This window comes from Streptomyces sp. NPDC001157 (assembly GCF_053598255.1).
This window is the reverse complement of record NZ_JBSFJW010000044.1, coordinates 19,233-35,229: the sequence shown is the minus strand read 5'-3', so window position 1 is coordinate 35,229 and position 15,997 is coordinate 19,233. Positions and strand designations below refer to the sequence as shown.

The 15,997-nt window shown below is 68.6% G+C and carries 13 protein-coding genes and 7 pseudogenes; 8 read left to right on the top strand and 12 right to left on the bottom strand.

Annotated features, from left to right (window positions below; genetic code table 11):
• Window positions 1–248: 248 nt before the first annotated feature.
• Window positions 249–1,763, bottom strand: coding sequence for a hypothetical protein (locus tag ACWDAG_RS41985; RefSeq protein ID WP_450700829.1), 1,515 nt, complete (start codon window positions 1,761–1,763; stop codon window positions 249–251).
• Here ACWDAG_RS41985 and ACWDAG_RS41980 point away from each other — a divergent pair.
• Window positions 1,737–2,036, top strand: a pseudogene (locus ACWDAG_RS41980) (hypothetical protein); the annotation flags it as partial. The gene ACWDAG_RS41985 and the pseudogene ACWDAG_RS41980 overlap by 27 nt on opposite strands.
• A 245-nt stretch (window positions 2,037–2,281) precedes the next feature.
• Here ACWDAG_RS41980 and ACWDAG_RS41975 read toward each other — a convergent pair.
• Window positions 2,282–2,857 (bottom strand): annotated as a pseudogene (locus tag ACWDAG_RS41975) (transposase); the annotation flags it as partial.
• Window positions 2,858–2,919: 62 nt separating this feature from the next.
• Between ACWDAG_RS41975 and ACWDAG_RS41970 the strand changes: the two are divergent.
• Both ACWDAG_RS41970 and ACWDAG_RS41965 read left to right on the top strand, forming a co-directional pair.
• A pseudogene (locus ACWDAG_RS41970) lies at window positions 2,920–3,129 on the top strand (transposase family protein); the annotation flags it as partial.
• Between the two features lie 95 nt (window positions 3,130–3,224).
• Window positions 3,225–3,563, top strand: coding sequence for an inner-membrane translocator (locus ACWDAG_RS41965; protein ID WP_450700828.1), 339 nt, complete (start codon window positions 3,225–3,227; stop codon window positions 3,561–3,563).
• 475 nt (window positions 3,564–4,038) lie between these two features.
• Here the strand turns inward: ACWDAG_RS41965 and ACWDAG_RS41960 are convergent.
• From ACWDAG_RS41960 to ACWDAG_RS41950, 3 genes and pseudogenes are all read right to left on the bottom strand, one after another.
• A pseudogene (locus ACWDAG_RS41960) lies at window positions 4,039–4,203 on the bottom strand (mycothiol transferase); the annotation flags it as partial.
• A 123-nt stretch (window positions 4,204–4,326) separates the two neighbouring features.
• Window positions 4,327–4,656: pseudogene (locus ACWDAG_RS41955) on the bottom strand (integrase core domain-containing protein); the annotation flags it as partial.
• Between the two features lie 219 nt (window positions 4,657–4,875).
• Window positions 4,876–5,673, bottom strand: coding sequence for an alpha/beta fold hydrolase (locus ACWDAG_RS41950; protein WP_450700827.1), 798 nt, complete (start codon window positions 5,671–5,673; stop codon window positions 4,876–4,878).
• A gap of 36 nt (window positions 5,674–5,709) precedes the next feature.
• On the opposite strand from ACWDAG_RS41950, the gene ACWDAG_RS41945 reads away from it, so the two are divergent.
• Complete coding sequence (locus ACWDAG_RS41945; RefSeq protein WP_450700826.1) at window positions 5,710–6,330, top strand: TetR/AcrR family transcriptional regulator; 621 nt, start codon at window positions 5,710–5,712, stop codon at window positions 6,328–6,330.
• 56 nt (window positions 6,331–6,386) lie between these two features.
• Here ACWDAG_RS41945 and ACWDAG_RS41940 read toward each other — a convergent pair whose 3' ends face one another.
• Window positions 6,387–6,839 (bottom strand): DUF5707 domain-containing protein, encoded by a 453-nt coding sequence (locus ACWDAG_RS41940; protein ID WP_450700825.1) that lies wholly within the window; start codon window positions 6,837–6,839, stop codon window positions 6,387–6,389.
• 410 nt (window positions 6,840–7,249) lie between these two features.
• Here ACWDAG_RS41940 and ACWDAG_RS41935 point away from each other — a divergent pair, with 410 nt between their 5' ends.
• Together ACWDAG_RS41935 and ACWDAG_RS41930 are read left to right on the top strand one after the other, a co-directional pair.
• Entirely contained in the window at window positions 7,250–8,101 is an 852-nt protein-coding gene (locus tag ACWDAG_RS41935) for a putative RNA methyltransferase (RefSeq protein WP_450700824.1), read from the top strand.
• 14 nt (window positions 8,102–8,115) lie between these two features.
• Window positions 8,116–8,308 (top strand): annotated as a pseudogene (locus ACWDAG_RS41930) (transposase); the annotation flags it as partial.
• A gap of 211 nt (window positions 8,309–8,519) precedes the next feature.
• Here ACWDAG_RS41930 and ACWDAG_RS41925 read toward each other — a convergent pair.
• The 6 genes and pseudogenes from ACWDAG_RS41925 to ACWDAG_RS41900 form a co-directional block, all read right to left on the bottom strand.
• Entirely contained in the window at window positions 8,520–9,902 is a 1,383-nt protein-coding gene (locus ACWDAG_RS41925; protein WP_450700823.1) for a sensor histidine kinase, read from the bottom strand.
• Complete coding sequence (locus tag ACWDAG_RS41920) at window positions 9,899–10,576, bottom strand: response regulator transcription factor (RefSeq protein ID WP_450700822.1); 678 nt, start codon at window positions 10,574–10,576, stop codon at window positions 9,899–9,901. The genes ACWDAG_RS41925 and ACWDAG_RS41920 overlap by 4 nt, the downstream gene beginning before the upstream one ends.
• A gap of 3 nt (window positions 10,577–10,579) precedes the next feature.
• Window positions 10,580–12,742, bottom strand: a complete 2,163-nt coding sequence (locus tag ACWDAG_RS41915) for an MMPL family transporter (RefSeq protein WP_450700821.1) — start codon at window positions 12,740–12,742, stop codon at window positions 10,580–10,582.
• A gap of 128 nt (window positions 12,743–12,870) precedes the next feature.
• The gene (locus ACWDAG_RS41910) at window positions 12,871–13,269 is read right to left on the bottom strand and encodes an FCD domain-containing protein (RefSeq protein ID WP_450700863.1); all 399 of its coding nucleotides are present in this window, start codon (window positions 13,267–13,269) and stop codon (window positions 12,871–12,873) included.
• Window positions 13,235–13,351: pseudogene (locus ACWDAG_RS41905) on the bottom strand (IS5/IS1182 family transposase); the annotation flags it as partial. The gene ACWDAG_RS41910 and the pseudogene ACWDAG_RS41905, both read right to left, overlap by 35 nt.
• A 79-nt stretch (window positions 13,352–13,430) precedes the next feature.
• A complete protein-coding gene (locus ACWDAG_RS41900; RefSeq protein ID WP_450700820.1) occupies window positions 13,431–13,988 on the bottom strand; it encodes a CGNR zinc finger domain-containing protein in 558 nt (185 codons plus the stop codon).
• 84 nt (window positions 13,989–14,072) lie between these two features.
• Here ACWDAG_RS41900 and ACWDAG_RS41895 point away from each other — a divergent pair, with 84 nt between their 5' ends.
• Both ACWDAG_RS41895 and ACWDAG_RS41890 read left to right on the top strand, forming a co-directional pair.
• The gene (locus tag ACWDAG_RS41895) at window positions 14,073–14,945 is read left to right on the top strand and encodes an alpha/beta fold hydrolase (RefSeq protein ID WP_450700819.1); all 873 of its coding nucleotides are present in this window, start codon (window positions 14,073–14,075) and stop codon (window positions 14,943–14,945) included.
• Window positions 14,946–15,176: 231 nt separating this feature from the next.
• Window positions 15,177–15,992 carry a pyridoxamine 5'-phosphate oxidase family protein gene (locus tag ACWDAG_RS41890; RefSeq protein ID WP_450700818.1) on the top strand — a complete coding sequence of 272 codons (816 nt, stop codon included), beginning with the start codon at window positions 15,177–15,179 and terminating at the stop codon, window positions 15,990–15,992.
• Window positions 15,993–15,997: the final 5 nt, after the last annotated feature.

Here is a 15,997-nt window from a genome sequence, read left to right as displayed (position 1 = left end):
GCGGCGACCGTTCACTCAAGCGTCAGTTCGGCGCTTCGGCGAACGGTTGCCTCCGCCGATAGGAGGCGCATCGGCAGCGTGTCGGGCAGAACACCGCCCGAGGCGCCGCCCGCGACTCCAACGGGGCATCGCACACCGGACAACACCGCTGAAGCGGCGGCCCGACGAACTCGAACACTCAGCCAGGCTAGACCTGGCCGGAGATTCACCTCAGCAGTTCAGACACAGGCTCTGACACAGGACAGGTGTCAGCGGCCGCCCTGCGGCCGCGACCTCCGCGCCGCCAGGAACGCCAGCGCGCCGCCCGCCACCAGCAGGACGGCGGTGCCCGCCCGCAGCAGGACTCCGTCCGCGCCCGTGGCGGCGAGCCCGCCGCCAGTCGTCGTCCCGCTCCCGGTTCCAGCCCCGGAACCGGACGGGCTCGCGCTGGCCGACGGAGATGCGGAGGCGCTGGGCGACGGGCTGGACGGCGCCGCGCCGGTGGCCTTCACCGCGATCGCCGCGGTGTCGTTCGCCGCGTCGTCGTCACGATTGGGGTACTGGGGGTTCTCCACCGCCCGCACGCTGCCCCGCGCGCCGGGGACGACCCGGTCGATCCGCACCGTGAACTCCTGGGTCACCGCGTCGCCCGGCCGGAAGTCCGTGCTGCCGATGGCGCAGGTGTAGCTCTTCGCGCCGGCCTTGCCCGGTGTGCAGTTCCACAGCGGCCCGGGGTCGCCCTGCTCGTCGGGGCCTGGGACGCCGGTGATGGTGGTGCCGGCGGGCGGGGTCACCACGAACGTGCCGGAGTTGTCGGCGTCCCCCCACCGGAAGTCCATCCGGCCCGGCCCGGTGTTCCGCACGCCCACGGTGATGCTCACCGTCTCGCCGACCTTGCCCTCGACCGTGTCACCGAGCGCCTGGTAGTCGGCGTGCTGGGTGGTGGCAAAGGTGCCGTACCCGGAGCCCGTGAATCCCGAGCCGGCGGCGACGGACTTCAGGCCGAGCGGCGCGCCGGTGCCGGTCCGGGGGAAGCCGGACGGGTCGAAGGAGTCGGGCGCGGTGCCGCCGACCGGCCACACGACGTAGGTGTTGTAGCCGTACATCGTGTCCTTGGAGGCGGTGTAGCGCAGTGGGGCGTCCGTCTTGTAGGCCGCGCCGGGCGCGACGGGGGTGTCGAATCGGCACCAGGCGCCGGCGTCGGGCCCGTCCGAGTAGTGGCAGTTGGAGTGGTCACGGGCGAGAGAGACGCCTTCTGAGTCCTGCACCAGCAGCATGATGCCCTTGTCAGCGGGGGCTTTGCCGGTGTTGGCGAAGGCTGGGGTGCGCTTGAAGACGGCGCCGGGTGCGATGCCCTTCAGCGCCGGGTAGGGTCGGCTCACGAGCTTCGGCCCGCCGACCAGGACGTCCGTCTTCCCCTTCACGGTGGCCGCGTCGGAGGCGGTGGCGGTGTAGGTGATGGCGCCGGTGTCGCCCGCCTTGGCGGCCGCGGTGGGCTTCAGGAAGAACGGGTCGATCGACTCTTTGCCCGACAGCGGGCCCACGTCGCACCTCACCTTCAGGGTGCCGGTGCTCACGCAGTCCCCCGTGACCACCATCGTGGCCTTCCCGGCGAGGGACGACGCGTCGACCGCGACCGAGACGTCATGGGCGTCCCCGCCCGAGGCGGTGATGCCGAGGCCCAGGTTCGGGCCCTCGCCTTCGGTGGGGAGGTAGTAGTTCTCCTGGGTGTCCAGGACGAGCGTCGTTCCGGCGGCGTGCGCGGCCGGGGTTGCGAACGCCATAGCGGCGGTCGCGACAGCGGCGGCCGCCGCTGTCCGCCATGTTCTGCATATTGTCAGCACACTACGTGGACACGTCAGAACACCGGAAGGTTGCGCCCGAGCGTCCGTCATCTAACGGACGGGTTCCGCTCTGGGGACCTCTGCACCGACCGAGACAGCCGACTCACCGGAAGGGGGAAACCCCTGCGCCTGCCGGGCACGGGTCCGATCGAGTACGGCGTCGCGAAGGCAGGGCTGAACGCGTTCGGCAAGGCGCTGTCCGAGGAGTTCGGCCCTCAGGGTGTGCGCGTGAACACCGTCTCTCCCGGTCCGACGCGTACGGGGGATGTGGGAGGACGCCGATGGCTTCGGCGCCCGCCTCGCCCAGGCGAACGGCGTTGGCCACCGAGACTTCGTGGCCGGGGTGCCCGTAGCGATGGGCAACGATGGGCAACTGGCCGCATGGTGGAGGCCGACGAGGTCGCGGCCATCGTCGCGTTTCTCCCCTCGGACCGCGCGGCGAGCATCACCGGTGCTGATTACGTCATCGAAGGCGGCTGCATCAAGACGGTGTGAGACAACTGGTGCGCTGGGACAGTAAGGGGACGTCCGCCCCAGCGGATTCCCTTCTCGTGCGGATGCAAGCCCGTTCACGGCGCTGAGCGGCCAGGACATCGAGGTGCCGGGCTTTCTGGTTGCGCCAGCGCGGTATCGCTGCAACTCCCTTGTCTGCACAGTGTGGTTTGCGCCTCGATCGGATTCGCCCAGGAGGCGTTGGTCGGCGTGAAGTACAGCTCGACCTCGTTCTTCCGGGCCCACCGGCGGATCTTGCTGCCCTTACGGGCGGACAGGTTGTCCAGGATCACGTAGATCGGGGCGCCGTCCGGTCGGGCGGCCCGGATCGATTGCAGGGCGGCCAGCGACGGGACGGTGCCATTGTGACGGCGGTTGACACCCCAGAGAGTGTCGTCGCCAACCGAGTAGCAGCCGTGGAAGTAGGTGGCCCCGTGGGTGCGGTGGAAGGTCGCCGACAACCTGTTGGACTTGCCCTCCTTCGCCCAGCAGACGCCGGCGGTGGGGCGGATGCCGAGCTGCCCGAACTCGTCGAAGGCGAAGGAGCCGCCTGCTTCGACCACGGCAGGATACGGCCTTGCCGTTGGGTACATCCACGCTCGCTGTCCGGCTGCCCTACTGGGCCGCTGGGAGACGCTGTCCGCAGGTCAGCAAGCGGTCAACCCCTCACACGCCAAGATCCGCGCACTCGTCGAACAGGGCCATGGCCGCGCTCAAGACCTGGCGGCTACTGCGCAAGCTTCGATGCTCCGTCACCCGCATGACCCACCTCGTCCAAGCCGTCCTTGTCCCGCACCTGACCTGCTCCAACTGAGGTTTAAAAAAGGCTCAATGAACAGCGGAGTACGCGTCAGTTGCAAGTCGGCGACGGACCGTTCGGAAGGGTGGATTCCGGGCGACCGTTGAGGCATGCGCGAACTTGCCGACAAGCAGCCCTCCGGCGGAGAGGGTGCCCTCAACGCAGGTTGTCTCCTGCTCCTCGTACTGGTGGCGGACGTGGCGGCCGGGCTGTTGGTCGTTATCGTGCTCGCTGTCCGGGGACTGGGCCGGATGGACGCCGGCTCCGGACAGACAGCGCCCAGCATGCCGCCCCTGGGGTGGGCGCCAGTGGTGGGCTTCGGCGCTCTGGCCCTGGCGGTCGGCGTAACGGCCGTCGTGCTGCTGCGGATCGGGCATCGAGTTGTCGGGTCGGTACAACTGACGCTCTGCGTCTTCCTGGCAGTCCACACGCTTGGGTCCTGGCCCTGACCCAGACGTAGTCACAGCCATCGGAGGCGCCTTGGATCTGGGATCTGGCACAGGCACTGAGGTTGGAAAACGCTCATTGCCTACGCCTGCGTGTGTGAAGGAAAGGAGCTGGCTGACGCATCAAAGTTCGCACGGTTTGCGGAGGAAGACTCCGATGCGCACAAGGAGCTCCTTGCGTCGATGGAGGAGTTGAGCGCAGGCGCTCGGCTCTCCTCCAAGCACTGGTGCTGCTGGCAGATCGTCCAGCCATCGAGGCTGCCCATGAAGTCAACATCGTCTTGTGGGAGATGCTGGAAAGGTCCCGCCACCATGATCCTCCGCCCATCCTTGGCTACCTCCACGAGCGTCTGAACACATACCACGAACGAGCCCGGGAAGACCGGGGCATCAACAAGGACGCGTGGCAGGTCCTCTGAGGCTGCCGACCGTGATCACGCGGCAGGAACTCGCCCTTCCCGCCACGAGGTGCCGCGGTTCACCTCGGCGGGTCCTGGCCCGTGAGCCCGTCGACCGATTCACGGATGACGTCGGCGTGACCAGCGCCGCGGGCGTACTCCTCAATGAGGTCCAGGAGAATACGGCGCAGGTTGGGCCGTTCCTCGCTACGGGTGGTGTAGGCGCCGAGTTGGTCCAGCCCGCCCGTGCACATCGGCCACGAACGGTCCCAACGCGGCCCGTAATCGGTTCACTTCATGCGTGTCCACTCACCCAACATGCTCGTTGATCAACGCCAACGCATACACCTAGCGAAGCCCTACTGGGTCTATGAGGCCGATACGTTGGTGAGGGTCTGGCCGAGTGTTGCTGCGGGTGGTTGTCCACCGAGGGCGGTGTGAGGCCGGTGGTAGTTGTAGTGGATGTTCCACACCGTCAGCGCCTGGACTCGCCGTGTTTCGGAGGTCCAAGTGCGCGCGTACAGGAGCTCTTCTGACAGGATCCGCTTGTATCGTTCCACTTTCCCGTTGCGCCGGGGCGTGTACGGTCGGATCCGTTGGTGCCGTGAGCCGAGTAGGGCGCGGGTGAATGCGTCGGCGCGGTAGCAGGCGCCATTGTCAGTGACGAGCCGTTCGATGCGGGTGATGCCGTGTGATGAATCGTCGTCTACTCAGACCGAGATGGGCGAGGTCCGGGTGAGGGTGCGACGGCTCACGGCGTGCCCGGTTTGGCTGAGTTCGAAGGCGATACGTCCTGCTGACCACTTGTGGTTTCGGCGCATCTGCTCGATCCGCTCCACCACCTCGCCCGGTGTGGCATCGCTCGACGAGTCGCCTGCGGCCCTCAATGGACAGAGGTGCGTTGGCATGCATGTCCCTCAGATGGTGGCGAGGCTGTTGAGCAGGTGGCCAAGCTCTGCCGGCGCCTGAATGTGGGCCAGGTGGCCCTGGCCGGGGAGTTCGTGGACTCCGGCGTGAGCGACGTGCTGCCGCACGTTGTCGAACGACGTTCCGTAGGGGGCTGTTCCGCGGTTGCACTGGCCGATGATCAGGTCGACTTGATCTGCCTGTCGCGCCATCACATCCGGAGGCGGCGCCGCGTTGAGCGCGCTGAGTTCGGCGTACAGCGGTCCGCTCAAGCGACGCAAGATCGTCCAACCGTGCTGATCGGTCCGAAGCTCCTCGACATGCGCAGCGGAGAAGCCGGAGATCTGACGATTGACGATCTCGACGCAGCGATCCCAGTCCGCCGTCTCCGCCGCGTTTTTCAGGTCCTGCAGTGCATGGTGTCCGAATGGGTGCATCACCGGCTCGTAGGCGATCACCTGGGGAATCGGGCGATCGTTGGCGGCCAGCAAGGTGATCAAGCCGCCGTAGCTCCAGCCGAAGAGCGCCCTCGTGCTGTCGAACTCGTCAAGGACCACGCCGAGGTCCACAACCTCTGTCCGCAGCGAGTAGGAACCGGTCAACGGCCCTGAGGAGGCACGTCCCCGGCGGTTTACGACTATCACTGAGGGCCAAGCGTCGATGGCGCCCGCAACGTGGCGCCACGTATGTGCATCGCTCATCACGCCCGGGACGATGACGAGGCCCGGGGTATCCGGCTCCCCGTACACATCGACCGTGACCCAGCTGTCCCCGCCGACCGACAGCTTCTTCTGAATCGTTCGCTCCATAAATCTATTATGGAGCGAACGATCTACAATGCAAGCGTGACCGAACGCAACCGTGGACGCCCCCGAGCCTTCGACCGCGACCGTGCGGTCCTTGACGCCGCTCGCCTCTTCTGGCGACGCGGCTACTCCGGCACCTCGACCCGCACCCTGACCGCAGCCCTCGGGCTTTCCACCTCCAGCCTCTACGCCGCCTTCGGCAGCAAGGCCGGACTGTTCGAGGAAGCGGTGCGGACCTACGCCGAGCGTTACCGCGAGATCTACCAGCAGGCTGTCGGCGAGAAGGACATCCAGACGGTCATCGAACGCATCCTCACCGACTCGGTCCACGAGTTCACCCAGCCAAGCGACACGCATCCCGGATGTCTCATCAGCAGCGCCGTGATGACCGACAGCACGAGCACGCTCGATACCAGCGCCTACGTCGCTGAACTGCACAGCTCGAACGAGCAGGCCCTCCTCGTACGCATCGAACGAGCGATCCAGGACGGGGAACTGGCCGCGGGCACCAACGCAGCAGTCCTGACCGGGTTCGTCCAATCCGTCTGGCACGGATTGTCAGTGCGGTCCAACGTCGCCACGGCTCGCAAGGACCTGCTCGCGACGGCACAACTTGCTCACCAGCTGATCTTCCAACAACTCACGTCACCAACGTCCTGACCCGCAACAACTAGGGGCTGCCCGGAGAGTGCCCCGGCTGCCGTTCGAAAGTCCGGTCAGCCGACCGTGAAGTCCGCCGCCTCGGTGTCCAGGGTGGTGGTGCCGTCCTTGGCAGTGGCGAGGACGGCGACATGCCAGGAGCCGCGCGGGGACGAAGCGGCCTCGGCAGCCGTCACCGCGGCCGTGTATATGCACCGCACGGTGTCCGCGCCGGCGGGCTTGCATCGGGCTGACTCCGCACGACTCATCTCCTTGGCGGTCGGCTGCTTCACGGCAAGTCCCGACTTCTCAGGCCAGCCCAGCACCTTCAGGGCCTTCACCCCGGAGGACGCCGCGACCTCGGTGGAGAAGGTGAACGAGCCGTCCCGCTCGCCGACCGGGGCGGTGTAGCGGGCGGTGTTGTGCGCGAGGGCGGGCGGCTGGTCCCCGGCATACGCGAGAGCGAAGGCCCCGCAACCCGCCAGGACGACAACACCGGCGACGACGGACAGGGCGATACGACGGGACATGGCGAGTTCTCCGTAACTCTCTCGAACACTCTCGGCTGAAGGAACCCGGCGCTCTCGACCACGCCGCTGCACCGATGCTCGCAATACGAAGCCGTCTGGGACGTGAGTACGGAAACTCAACTCAGTCTGGGTCATCTAGGTCACATCTAGGTCGTGTCTCCCAACTCCGTTGGGGCGTCGGGAGCTTCTCCGATGCTCGTAGACTCATGACGTGGCATTCATGAGCACCCCGCACTGCTGCTTCCTGTGACCGGAAGGCGCTGAGGGCGATGCCGGACGGCGTCGCCCTCCTTGGTGTGCCTCCTGCGTGAACAACGTTCCCGACGCTGCCCGTTCCTTCCTGAGGCAGTGACGCACTGTGCACGCGTGCAGGCACGGTTTCTTCCCTTCGCCCTTGCCAGGAGTGCCTCGTGCCCGTGTCGCTTCCCCCTGCCCTCGAACTGTCCCTCGACCTGATGTGTTGCCCGACGTGCCGCACGCGCCCTCTGCACCCCGTCCGCGGAGCACTGCGCTGTCCGGTGGGCCACACCTTCGACATCGCCCGCCACGGCTACGCCGGCCTGCTGACGGGCACCCGCGCCACCAGCGGCGATGACACGGCCATGGTTCAGGCCCGGAGCCGGTTCCTGTCCACCGGCGCCTACGCGCCCATCCGCAACCTCGGGGCCCGCCTGGCGATCGATAGCGCGCCTGAGCAGGCCACGATTGTGGACGTGGGATGTGGCACGGGCTACTACCTGGCCGGTGTACTCGACCGGCTGCCCGGCGCCCGTGGTCTGGGTCTGGACACGTCGGTGCGCGCGCTGCGCTCGGCAGCCCGTGCCCACGACCGAGCCGCCGCGGTCGCCTGGGACGTCTTCCGTCCCTTCCCGCTGGCCGACGACGTGGCCAATGTCGTGCTGGACGTGTTCGCCCCGCGCAACCCGGCCGAGTTCCACCGCGTGCTGCGCCGGACCGGCAGGTTGATCGTGGTCCGTCCCACCGGGCGGCACCTGGCCGAGCTGCACGACCGGCTGCCTGCGATGGTCACGATCGACCCGACCAAGGAACAGCGCCTGCACCAGGCGCTGGACCCCTTCTTTGAGGCCGCCGTCACCGAAGAGGTTGAATACTCCGCGGATCTGTCCAAGCAGGACGCCCTGGACCTGGTGGCGATGACGCCGAGCGCCCGCCATGTGAGCCGTGCAAATCTGGCCGATGACGGCTCCCTGCCCGATCAAGTAACCGTCTCCGTGCTGGCCACCGCCTACCGGCCTCGGTGACCACGAGCGGGCGTATGTGCCTGCTGACTGAGGAACAGTCGGCTCGGCTGGCGCCCTGTCTTCCCCACAACACGGGGAAGGCAGGGCGTCCGTTCGCCGATCACCGCCGCATCATCGAAGGGATCATCTACCGGTACCGCACCGGAATCCCCTGGAGAGATCTACCCCGTGAAGCGTTCGGGCCCCTGGCAGACGGTGTGGAAGCGTCCGGGACAGGCGGAGCGAGGCGTTCCTGCAATCGCAGATGCCGGAAGTGGTAGACGGCTCCCACCTGCTGGAGCACTCCCCGCACGTGTGCATCTTCGAGGAACACCAGGAGCCGCCAGGTCAGTCGCCCGATCGCGGCGAACCACACCCGAACGGTAGCGGGCGAATGCGCCTGGCGCCGACTGCGGTGCCCCAGGGACGTCGCCCGAGGTCAGCGCGGCAGGGCCACCACGGCGCGCGTTCCGCCGCCGTCGGTCTCGGTGAGCGTGATCGTGCCGCCGTGCGCCGTGGCGATCTCCCGGGCGATGGGCAGCCCGAGCCCGGTGGAGCGGGTGCCGTGTCCCCGGTCGGCGTCGAGGCGGACGAAGCGGTCGAAGACCCGCTCACGTTCCTCGACCGGGATTCCCGGTCCGTCATCGCCGATCTCGACCCGGATGCCGTCCGGTTCGACCTCCGCCGTGACGGACACCCTCGTCCGCGCGTACCGGGCCGCGTTGTCGATGAGGTTGCGCAGCAGCCGGGACAGGTCCTCCGGGTTGCCGGTCACCGTCGTGTGCACCGGGACCGCGAGTTCGATCTCCAGGTGCGGCGCCGTGGTTGTCGCCCCGATCTCGGCGAGCAACGCGGACAGGTCGACGGTTTGCCGGCGCGCGGCCAGCTTTCCGGCGTCGGCCCTGGCCAGGGCGAGGAGCTGAGAGATCAGCGCTTCGAGGCGTTCGGTCTGCCGGGCGGCCCGTGAGGCGATGTCGGGCCAGGGTGCGCGGTCGGGGTGTGCGAGTCCGACCTCGAGGCCGGTGCGGATGGCCGTCAGGGGGCTGCGGAGTTCATGACTGGCGTCGGCGACGAAGCGGCGTTGCCGCGCGGCGGAGTCGTCCAGCCGGGCGAGCATGTCGTTCATGGTGCGGGCCAGGTGGCCGATCTCGTCGTCGGTGCCGGGCTCGGGGACGCGCTGGGACAACTCGGTGGCGGTGATGGCGGTGGCGGTGCGCCGGATCTGCTCCACCGGCCGCAGCGCGCGGCCGACCACCCACCACACGGTGCCGCACGCCACCAGGAGCGTGCCCGGCACACCGATGACGAGCAGCCGGCCGAAGGTCTCGTCGACCTGGTCGCGTTGGTTGGTGGCAGTCAGGGTGATGACGGTGACCGGTCGGCCGCCGACCTCGGTGTGCTCGCCGAGGACGGAGAGCTCGCCGGGAAGGACGCCGTCGGCGGCCTTCTGCCGAACCGGGGTCGTGGCATCCGCCGCAAGCGCGAACACAGCGGGCCTGCCGGCCAGACTGCGTGTCGAGGCGATGACGGTCCCGTCCGGGGCGAGGACCTGGGACTGGGCCTGCGCGTCGAGCACCGACTGCGGCAGTGGCTGCGGGAACGCCCCGGCGGTGGCCGACTGCTCGATCTGGACTGCGTAGGTGCGCAGTTGCCCGGCGATGGTGCGCTTGACCTGGCCGACCTGCAGCAGGTACATCACGAGGAGCCCGATGATGACGGCCGCGGTGAGCGCGAGACCGGCGATGACCGTGACGCGGGTCCGCACGGTGCGAGGGCGCGCGCCGTGCGCCAGACGGCGCCAGGCGCGCGCAAGCCCGTTCATGGTTTCTCGCTTCTGATGACGTATCCCTTGCCGCGCACGGTCTCGATGACGGTCGGCCCGCTCGGCCTCTCGATCTTGCGCCGCAGCCGGTGCACGAGGACCTCGACGATCGCCGGGTCGCCGGTGGAGTGGGCGTCCCAGCAGTGTTCCAGCAGTTCGGCCTTGGAGATGACGGAGCCCTTGCGCCGCAGCAGGTACTCCAGCACGGCGGCCTCCCGGTCGGTCACCTCCAGAGGCGCACCGTCGCGGGTGACGGTGCGCCCGGCGGGGTCCAGTGCCAGGCCGGCGGCGATGAGCACCGTCGGCCTGGCACCGAGGGTGCGTCGGGTCAGGGAGCGCAGGTGCGCGAGGAGGACCGGGTAGGAGAACGGCTTGGAGAGGTAGTCGTCCGCACCGGAGTCCAGCCCCTCGGCGTGGTCGAGGTCGTCGTCCATGGCGGTGAGCATCAGGATCGGCGTCCAGCGCTCGCGCTCGCGCAGGCGCTTGGCCACCTGGTACCCGTCCAGGCCGGGCAGCATGACGTCCAGCACGATGACGTCGTAGGCGCTCTCCGTCGCCATCCACAGCCCCTCCGTGCCGTTGTCCGTCGCGTCGACGACGTATCCCTCGGCCCGCAGGCCCCAGACCAGGGCCTCGGCGACGTCCGGCTCGTCCTCGACCACCAGCACCCGCACGGCCTATGCCTCCCCGATCCGCTGCGGAACCAGCTCCGGAAGGGCCTCGTCGGCCGGCCGCGTCACCGGGAGCCGGAGCAGTCGCGCGGCCCGGTCCGGCAGCCACCAGTTCCAGTCGCCGAACAGCGAGACCAGTGCGGGCAGCAGCAGCATCCGGACCACGATAGCGTCCAGCACCACCCCGAACGCCAGGCCCATGGCGATCTCGCGCACGGTGACGTCGTTCGCCGTGGCCAACGAGGCGAGCGCGAAGAACAGGATCAACGCGGCGGAGGTCACCAGGCGGCCGGTGCGCGACACACCCTCGATGATGCCCTCCCGCGTGGATCCGGTGCGGTCGTATCCCTCGCGGACCCTGGCCAGGATGAACACCTCGTAGTCCATGGACACGCCGAACAGGAACCCGAAGATGAGCACCGGGGCAAGGGAGTCGATCGCCCCGTAGGTGGACGCGCCCCACAGCGCTTTCATGCCGATGCCGTGCTGGAAGACGATCACCAGCAGGCCGTAGGAGGCCGCCACGGACAGCATGTTGAGCAGCACGGCCTTGGCGGGTAGCAGGACCGACCGCATTCCGCGGGTCAGCAGCAGGAAGGTGACCACCGCGACCACAGCGAACAGCAGTGGGAACGAGCCGTAGGTGGCGCTGGTCTCGTCCATCTTCTGTGCGCCCTCGCCGCCGGCCAGCACACCGGATGGGACGCTGCGGCGGATGTCGGCCAGCGAGGTGCCGCCGCCGGCGCTGCCGACCTCGTGGTGCGGGATCGCGATGACCATCGCGCTGCCCCTGGTGTGCCAGGCCGGTCCTGCCGGGGCTACGGCGCCGTGCAGGCTGGAAACGGTGTCCAGGGCGTTCACGGTGTTCCCCGCGTCGACGGCGTGCGGGACGTACACCGGCACCGCGGTCAACGTCCCGGACGGGAATCCGTCGGTTTCCAGGGTGTGCAGGCCGTCGGTGTAGGCGCCGGCGGTGGCCAGTGCGTGGCTGCTCGGCCTGCTGATGTCGATGGTCGCGGCGGTGGCGGTCAGCGCGGCCAGGATGCCCAGGCCCGCGACCGCCGAAGCCACGCGGTGCTTGATCACGAACTTCGACCAGCCGGTCCAGAACCGGCTGTCCGCCTGCCGTCGCGACGCCCGCCGCGGCCAGTCCACCCGCGGCCCGATCTTGGACAGCGCCGCGGGGAGCAGCGTCAGCGCGACCAGGGTCGCGGTGGAGGGGATGAACAGCCCGGACACACCGATGCCGCGGACCATCGAGTTGGGGATGACGGTCAGCGCGAACAGGCCGAGCGAGGCCACCATGCCGCTGAACCAGACGCTGTGCCCGGCCCGCTGCACGGCCGCGCGCACCGCTTCGTCGTTGCCCCTGCCGGCCGCGCGCTCCTCGCGCCAGCGGGTGACCACCAGCAGCGAGTAGTCGATCGACAGGCCCAGGCCCAGCAGCGCCACGATGTACTGCACGGCCGGGTGGATCGGCGAGGACGACGGCATCAGGAACGTCAGCCCGTAGACGAGCAGTTGCATCGTCAGCACCGAGATCAGGGCCATGCCCAGCGGCAAGAGCGCCAGCAGCGACCCGAACACCCAGGCCAGGATCACCAGCGCGCCGATCGCTCCGATGATCAGCTCACTGGTGACGCTGGAGTTGCCGCCTCCGGTGGTGTTGCCGGCCTCCAGGGCCCGCAGACTGGTGCCGTGCACGGTCAGACCGGGCGCCGCGGTCGTGGCGGCCCTGGTGAGGGCGTCGACCTGATCGGTGGCCATGTCGTCACCGGGCTTCGGCGGATAGGCCAGGACGATCGTGCTCGTCCCACCGTTCCCGACCAGCGTCCGGCTGCCGGTCGAGGCGTAGGAGACCAGGCGCAGGCTCGGCGCCGCCGTGGCGATGCCCCTGTCCACCGCCCGCAGTGTCGCCTGCGCCTGCGGCGAGTTGACGGTCTGTCCGGTCGGGAGGTCCAGGACCACGACTGCGGGGTCCTGGGTCGCGCCTCCATAACTCCGGGCGATCTGTACGTTGGCGGTGTAGCCGGGGCCGGTGACATGGGTGCCTGGTTGCAGTCGGCCCGAGAGCGACGGCGCCACCAGCACGCCCACCACTGTGATCACCAGCCAGCTGAGACCCACCACCAGCCGATGGCGGATCACCCATCCGCTCAGCTTCTCCACGATTCCCTCCCAGTGACCGGCAGCGGCGGCAGCCGCTGCTCACCTCACTGACGGAAGGTAGGGAGAGCTTCCTTACCGGACGCTTTCAGCGCCCGGCACGGACCGGCACACGCTCGTGCGGTGCCGCGTCAGGAACGCCCGGTTCCCGGCCCGACGGCGCGCGCCTCACGGTCACGCCGACATGTCCTGCTCGCCGCCTCCGTGCACGACGCCGTCGCGCACGGCATCCCGACGACCACCGCCTGCGCGACGGCGACCTGGTCAGCATCGACTGCGGAGCAGCCGCAGTGCGTCATGAGATATGCGACGTCACGCAGGGAGTCGGCGAGGCGGTTCAGCCGGACGTTCGGGCCGCCTTCGCCGAGCGCCTCGTGGAAGCGGGCGTGCGCAACCAGCCACTCCGCGCTGATGGTGCCGTCCTCGTCCGTGGTGGGGACGGAGGCGAGTGTGTGGTGCGCGGCCAGCAGACGCGACTCCCAGGCCAGGTCGCCGTGTTCGATCGCCTGCCGCAGCGCCAGGGTCTCCACAGTCACCCGCACCTCGGTGAGCGAGGCGGACCGTGCCGCCCGCGCCCTGGTAGCCCTTGTCCGCCCAGCAGTTGATGCCGGCCTACGGTGAGCCGGTCGAGGAAGGTCTGACCCGTGTAGCTCTTGGACATGGCCCTGACTTGGCCCATCCGCGGCCGGTGTCATCTGGCCTTGTTGCGCTGATAGTGGCGGGCGACCCGCACCCGGTTGCCGCAGCGGGTGGCCGAGCACCAGCGGCGGCGCGGATGGGCGGCCAGAAAGAGCATCACGCAGTCGTCCGCCTCGCACTCCCGGATCCTGGTGACCGCCGGATCTGCCAGCAGTTCGGCGGCGGCCTCCGCGAGGCAGGCGGCCAGCCGCAGCCCCGGTGAGCCGTCGCGCCGGCGCGTGGCCGCCACCGCCGACCCGTTCCATGTCAGCTCGTTGATCGCCGGCGCGGCGCGCTGCGCCTGGTTGAGCCCGTCCAGGTCAGCGGCCAAGGGCTCGTGGCCTCGGCGGACGTGGTCGAGGGCGCGGGCGGTGTGTTCCCGTACGGCCCTCACGGCGGCCAGATCCGCAGCGCTGACCGCCTGTGGCACCTCGTCCGGCAGGCGGTCGGCCTGAAGGATCCACCAGGCCCGCAGGTCGTCCGTGGTCGCGAGCAGGTCGCCTGCGGTCGGACGGGTGTTGACCAGGTCCAGCGCCAGCGGTTCTCCGGTCAGCGGCACAAGATCACTCATGCGGCTAATGATACCTCGACGTATTGACACATTAGTCAAGCCGGCGCTATACCTAATGCATACATCGATAGAGAAGGAATTAGCATGGATGTCACCGTCGCCCGCACCGTCCACCGCCACATCGATGTCGACGGCGTCCGCGTCTTCTACCGGGAGTCCCTCCCAGACCGGGCCGACGCACCGGTACTGCTGCTCCTGCACGGCTTCCCGTCCGGTTCTCACCAATTTCGCGGCCTCATCGACGTGCTCGGCTCGCGCTACCGGCTGATCGCCCCGGACTACCCCGGCTTCGGCCACACCGAGGCCCCGGACGACTTCACCTACTCCTTCGACCGGCTCACCGACATCACTGAAGGCTTCGTCCGGCGCCTCGGCCTCGACCGGTTCGTGATGTACGTCTTCGACTTCGGCGCGCCCATCGGCTTCCGTATCGCCGAACGCCACCCGGAATGGATCGCGGGGCTGGTCGTGCAGAACGGCAACGCCTACGAAGAGGGGCTCTCCGACGCGGCTCGCGGCCTCATCGGCCTGACCCCCGGCACCCCTGGCGCCGAGGACACCATCCAGAGCATGCTCACCCTCGACAGCACCCGCAGCCAGTACGAGACCGGCGTCCCCGACCCCGACCTCATCACCCCGGACGGCTACACCCTCGACCAGCACTTCCTCGACCTGCCCGGCCGCAAGGGGGCCCAGCAGGCACTGATCTTCGACTATCACACCAACGTCGAGCACTACGACCACTGGCACGCATGGCTGCGCCGGCACACTCCTCCCACCCTCATCACCTGGGGAAGCAACGATCCCTTCTTCCCCGAGCCCGGGGCCCGCGCCTACCTCCACGACGTACCCGACGCCGAACTCCACCTCTTCGAGACCGGCCACTTCGCCCTGGAAACCCATCTGCCGGAGATCGCCCCACTGATCGCCGACTTTCTCGACCGCTCCTGGAAGTGATCAGTCCCGCGATCGAAGCGTGGCCGGGTCTCGGTGGACTGTCCTGGTGACGCCGCAAACCGTCCGGCCCCTCGCGTAGGCAAAGGAGGATTGATGGATATCAAGACCGTCGAGCATGAGGGCGAGCAGGCAATCCAGCGGCAGGCACGCGAAGGCGGGCCCGGATGGGGATCTCCGATGTTCGGACCGGAGATCCCCCATGGGTTCGTCCCGTTCATCCGGGACCAGCGCATGCTCGTCATCGCCGGGGCCGACGATGAGGGTGCGATCTGGTCGACCATCGTCGACGGGCCGACCGGTTTCGCCAAAGCGGTGGACGAACGGACCGTCGTCATCGACGCGTTGCCCGCGCCCGGTGATCCGCTCCGCGAGGCCTTCCACACCGAACGGGACATCGGTGTGCTCGCCCTCCAGCCGCAGACGCGACGCCGGATCCGGATGAACGGAGTCGCCAGGCGCGACGGGAACCGCCTCATCACGCGAACCGAGCAGGTGCTGGGCAACTGCCCGAAGTACCTTCAGACACGCACTGTCAAAGAGACCGTACCCGGCGGCGCCCGACCGGCCGTGACCTGCGAAGAACTCAGTGAAAACCAGCAGCGGTGGATCGAGGGCGCCGACACGTTCTTCATCGCGAGTCTCTCGCCCGAGCACGGCGCCGACTCCTCGCACCGCGGCGGCATGCCGGGATTCGTCACGGTCGTCAGCCCGCACAAAATCGTCTGGCCGGACTACACCGGGAATCAGTTCTACATGACGCTCGGCAACATGCATCTCCATCCGGCGGCCGGCCTGCTCTTCCTGGACTGGGAAAACGGTCACACGCTGCAGCTGACCGGACAGGGCCGGATCGACTGGGATCCTGCCCGCGCCCAGAAGTACCCCGGAGCCCAACGGGTGGTCGAGTTCAACATCGCCAAGGTGGTGCAGATCGACCACGCCAGCTCCCTGAGGTGGCGGTTTCACGCCTACTCGCGGGTCAATCCGCCTGCGCGCACCGCCGACCGACCCACCGAACCAACGTGGTCCGCCCGACGACAGCCGTGACATCG

Bases quoted from the DNA above. Each gene is read 5' to 3' on its own strand.
- ACWDAG_RS41895 (WP_450700819.1), top strand. From the start codon at position 14,073: ATGGATGTCACCGTCGCCCGCACCGTCCACCGCCACATCGATGTCGAC.
- ACWDAG_RS41940 (WP_450700825.1), bottom strand. From the start codon at position 6,839: ATGTCCCGTCGTATCGCCCTGTCCGTCGTCGCCGGTGTTGTCGTCCTG.
- ACWDAG_RS41900 (WP_450700820.1), bottom strand. From the start codon at position 13,988: ATGAGTGATCTTGTGCCGCTGACCGGAGAACCGCTGGCGCTGGACCTG.
- ACWDAG_RS41985 (WP_450700829.1), bottom strand. From the start codon at position 1,763: ATGGCGTTCGCAACCCCGGCCGCGCACGCCGCCGGAACGACGCTCGTC.
- ACWDAG_RS41965 (WP_450700828.1), top strand. From the start codon at position 3,225: ATGCGCGAACTTGCCGACAAGCAGCCCTCCGGCGGAGAGGGTGCCCTC.
- ACWDAG_RS41925 (WP_450700823.1), bottom strand. From the start codon at position 9,902: ATGAACGGGCTTGCGCGCGCCTGGCGCCGTCTGGCGCACGGCGCGCGC.
- ACWDAG_RS41890 (WP_450700818.1), top strand. From the start codon at position 15,177: ATGCTCGTCATCGCCGGGGCCGACGATGAGGGTGCGATCTGGTCGACC.
- ACWDAG_RS41950 (WP_450700827.1), bottom strand. From the start codon at position 5,673: ATGGAGCGAACGATTCAGAAGAAGCTGTCGGTCGGCGGGGACAGCTGG.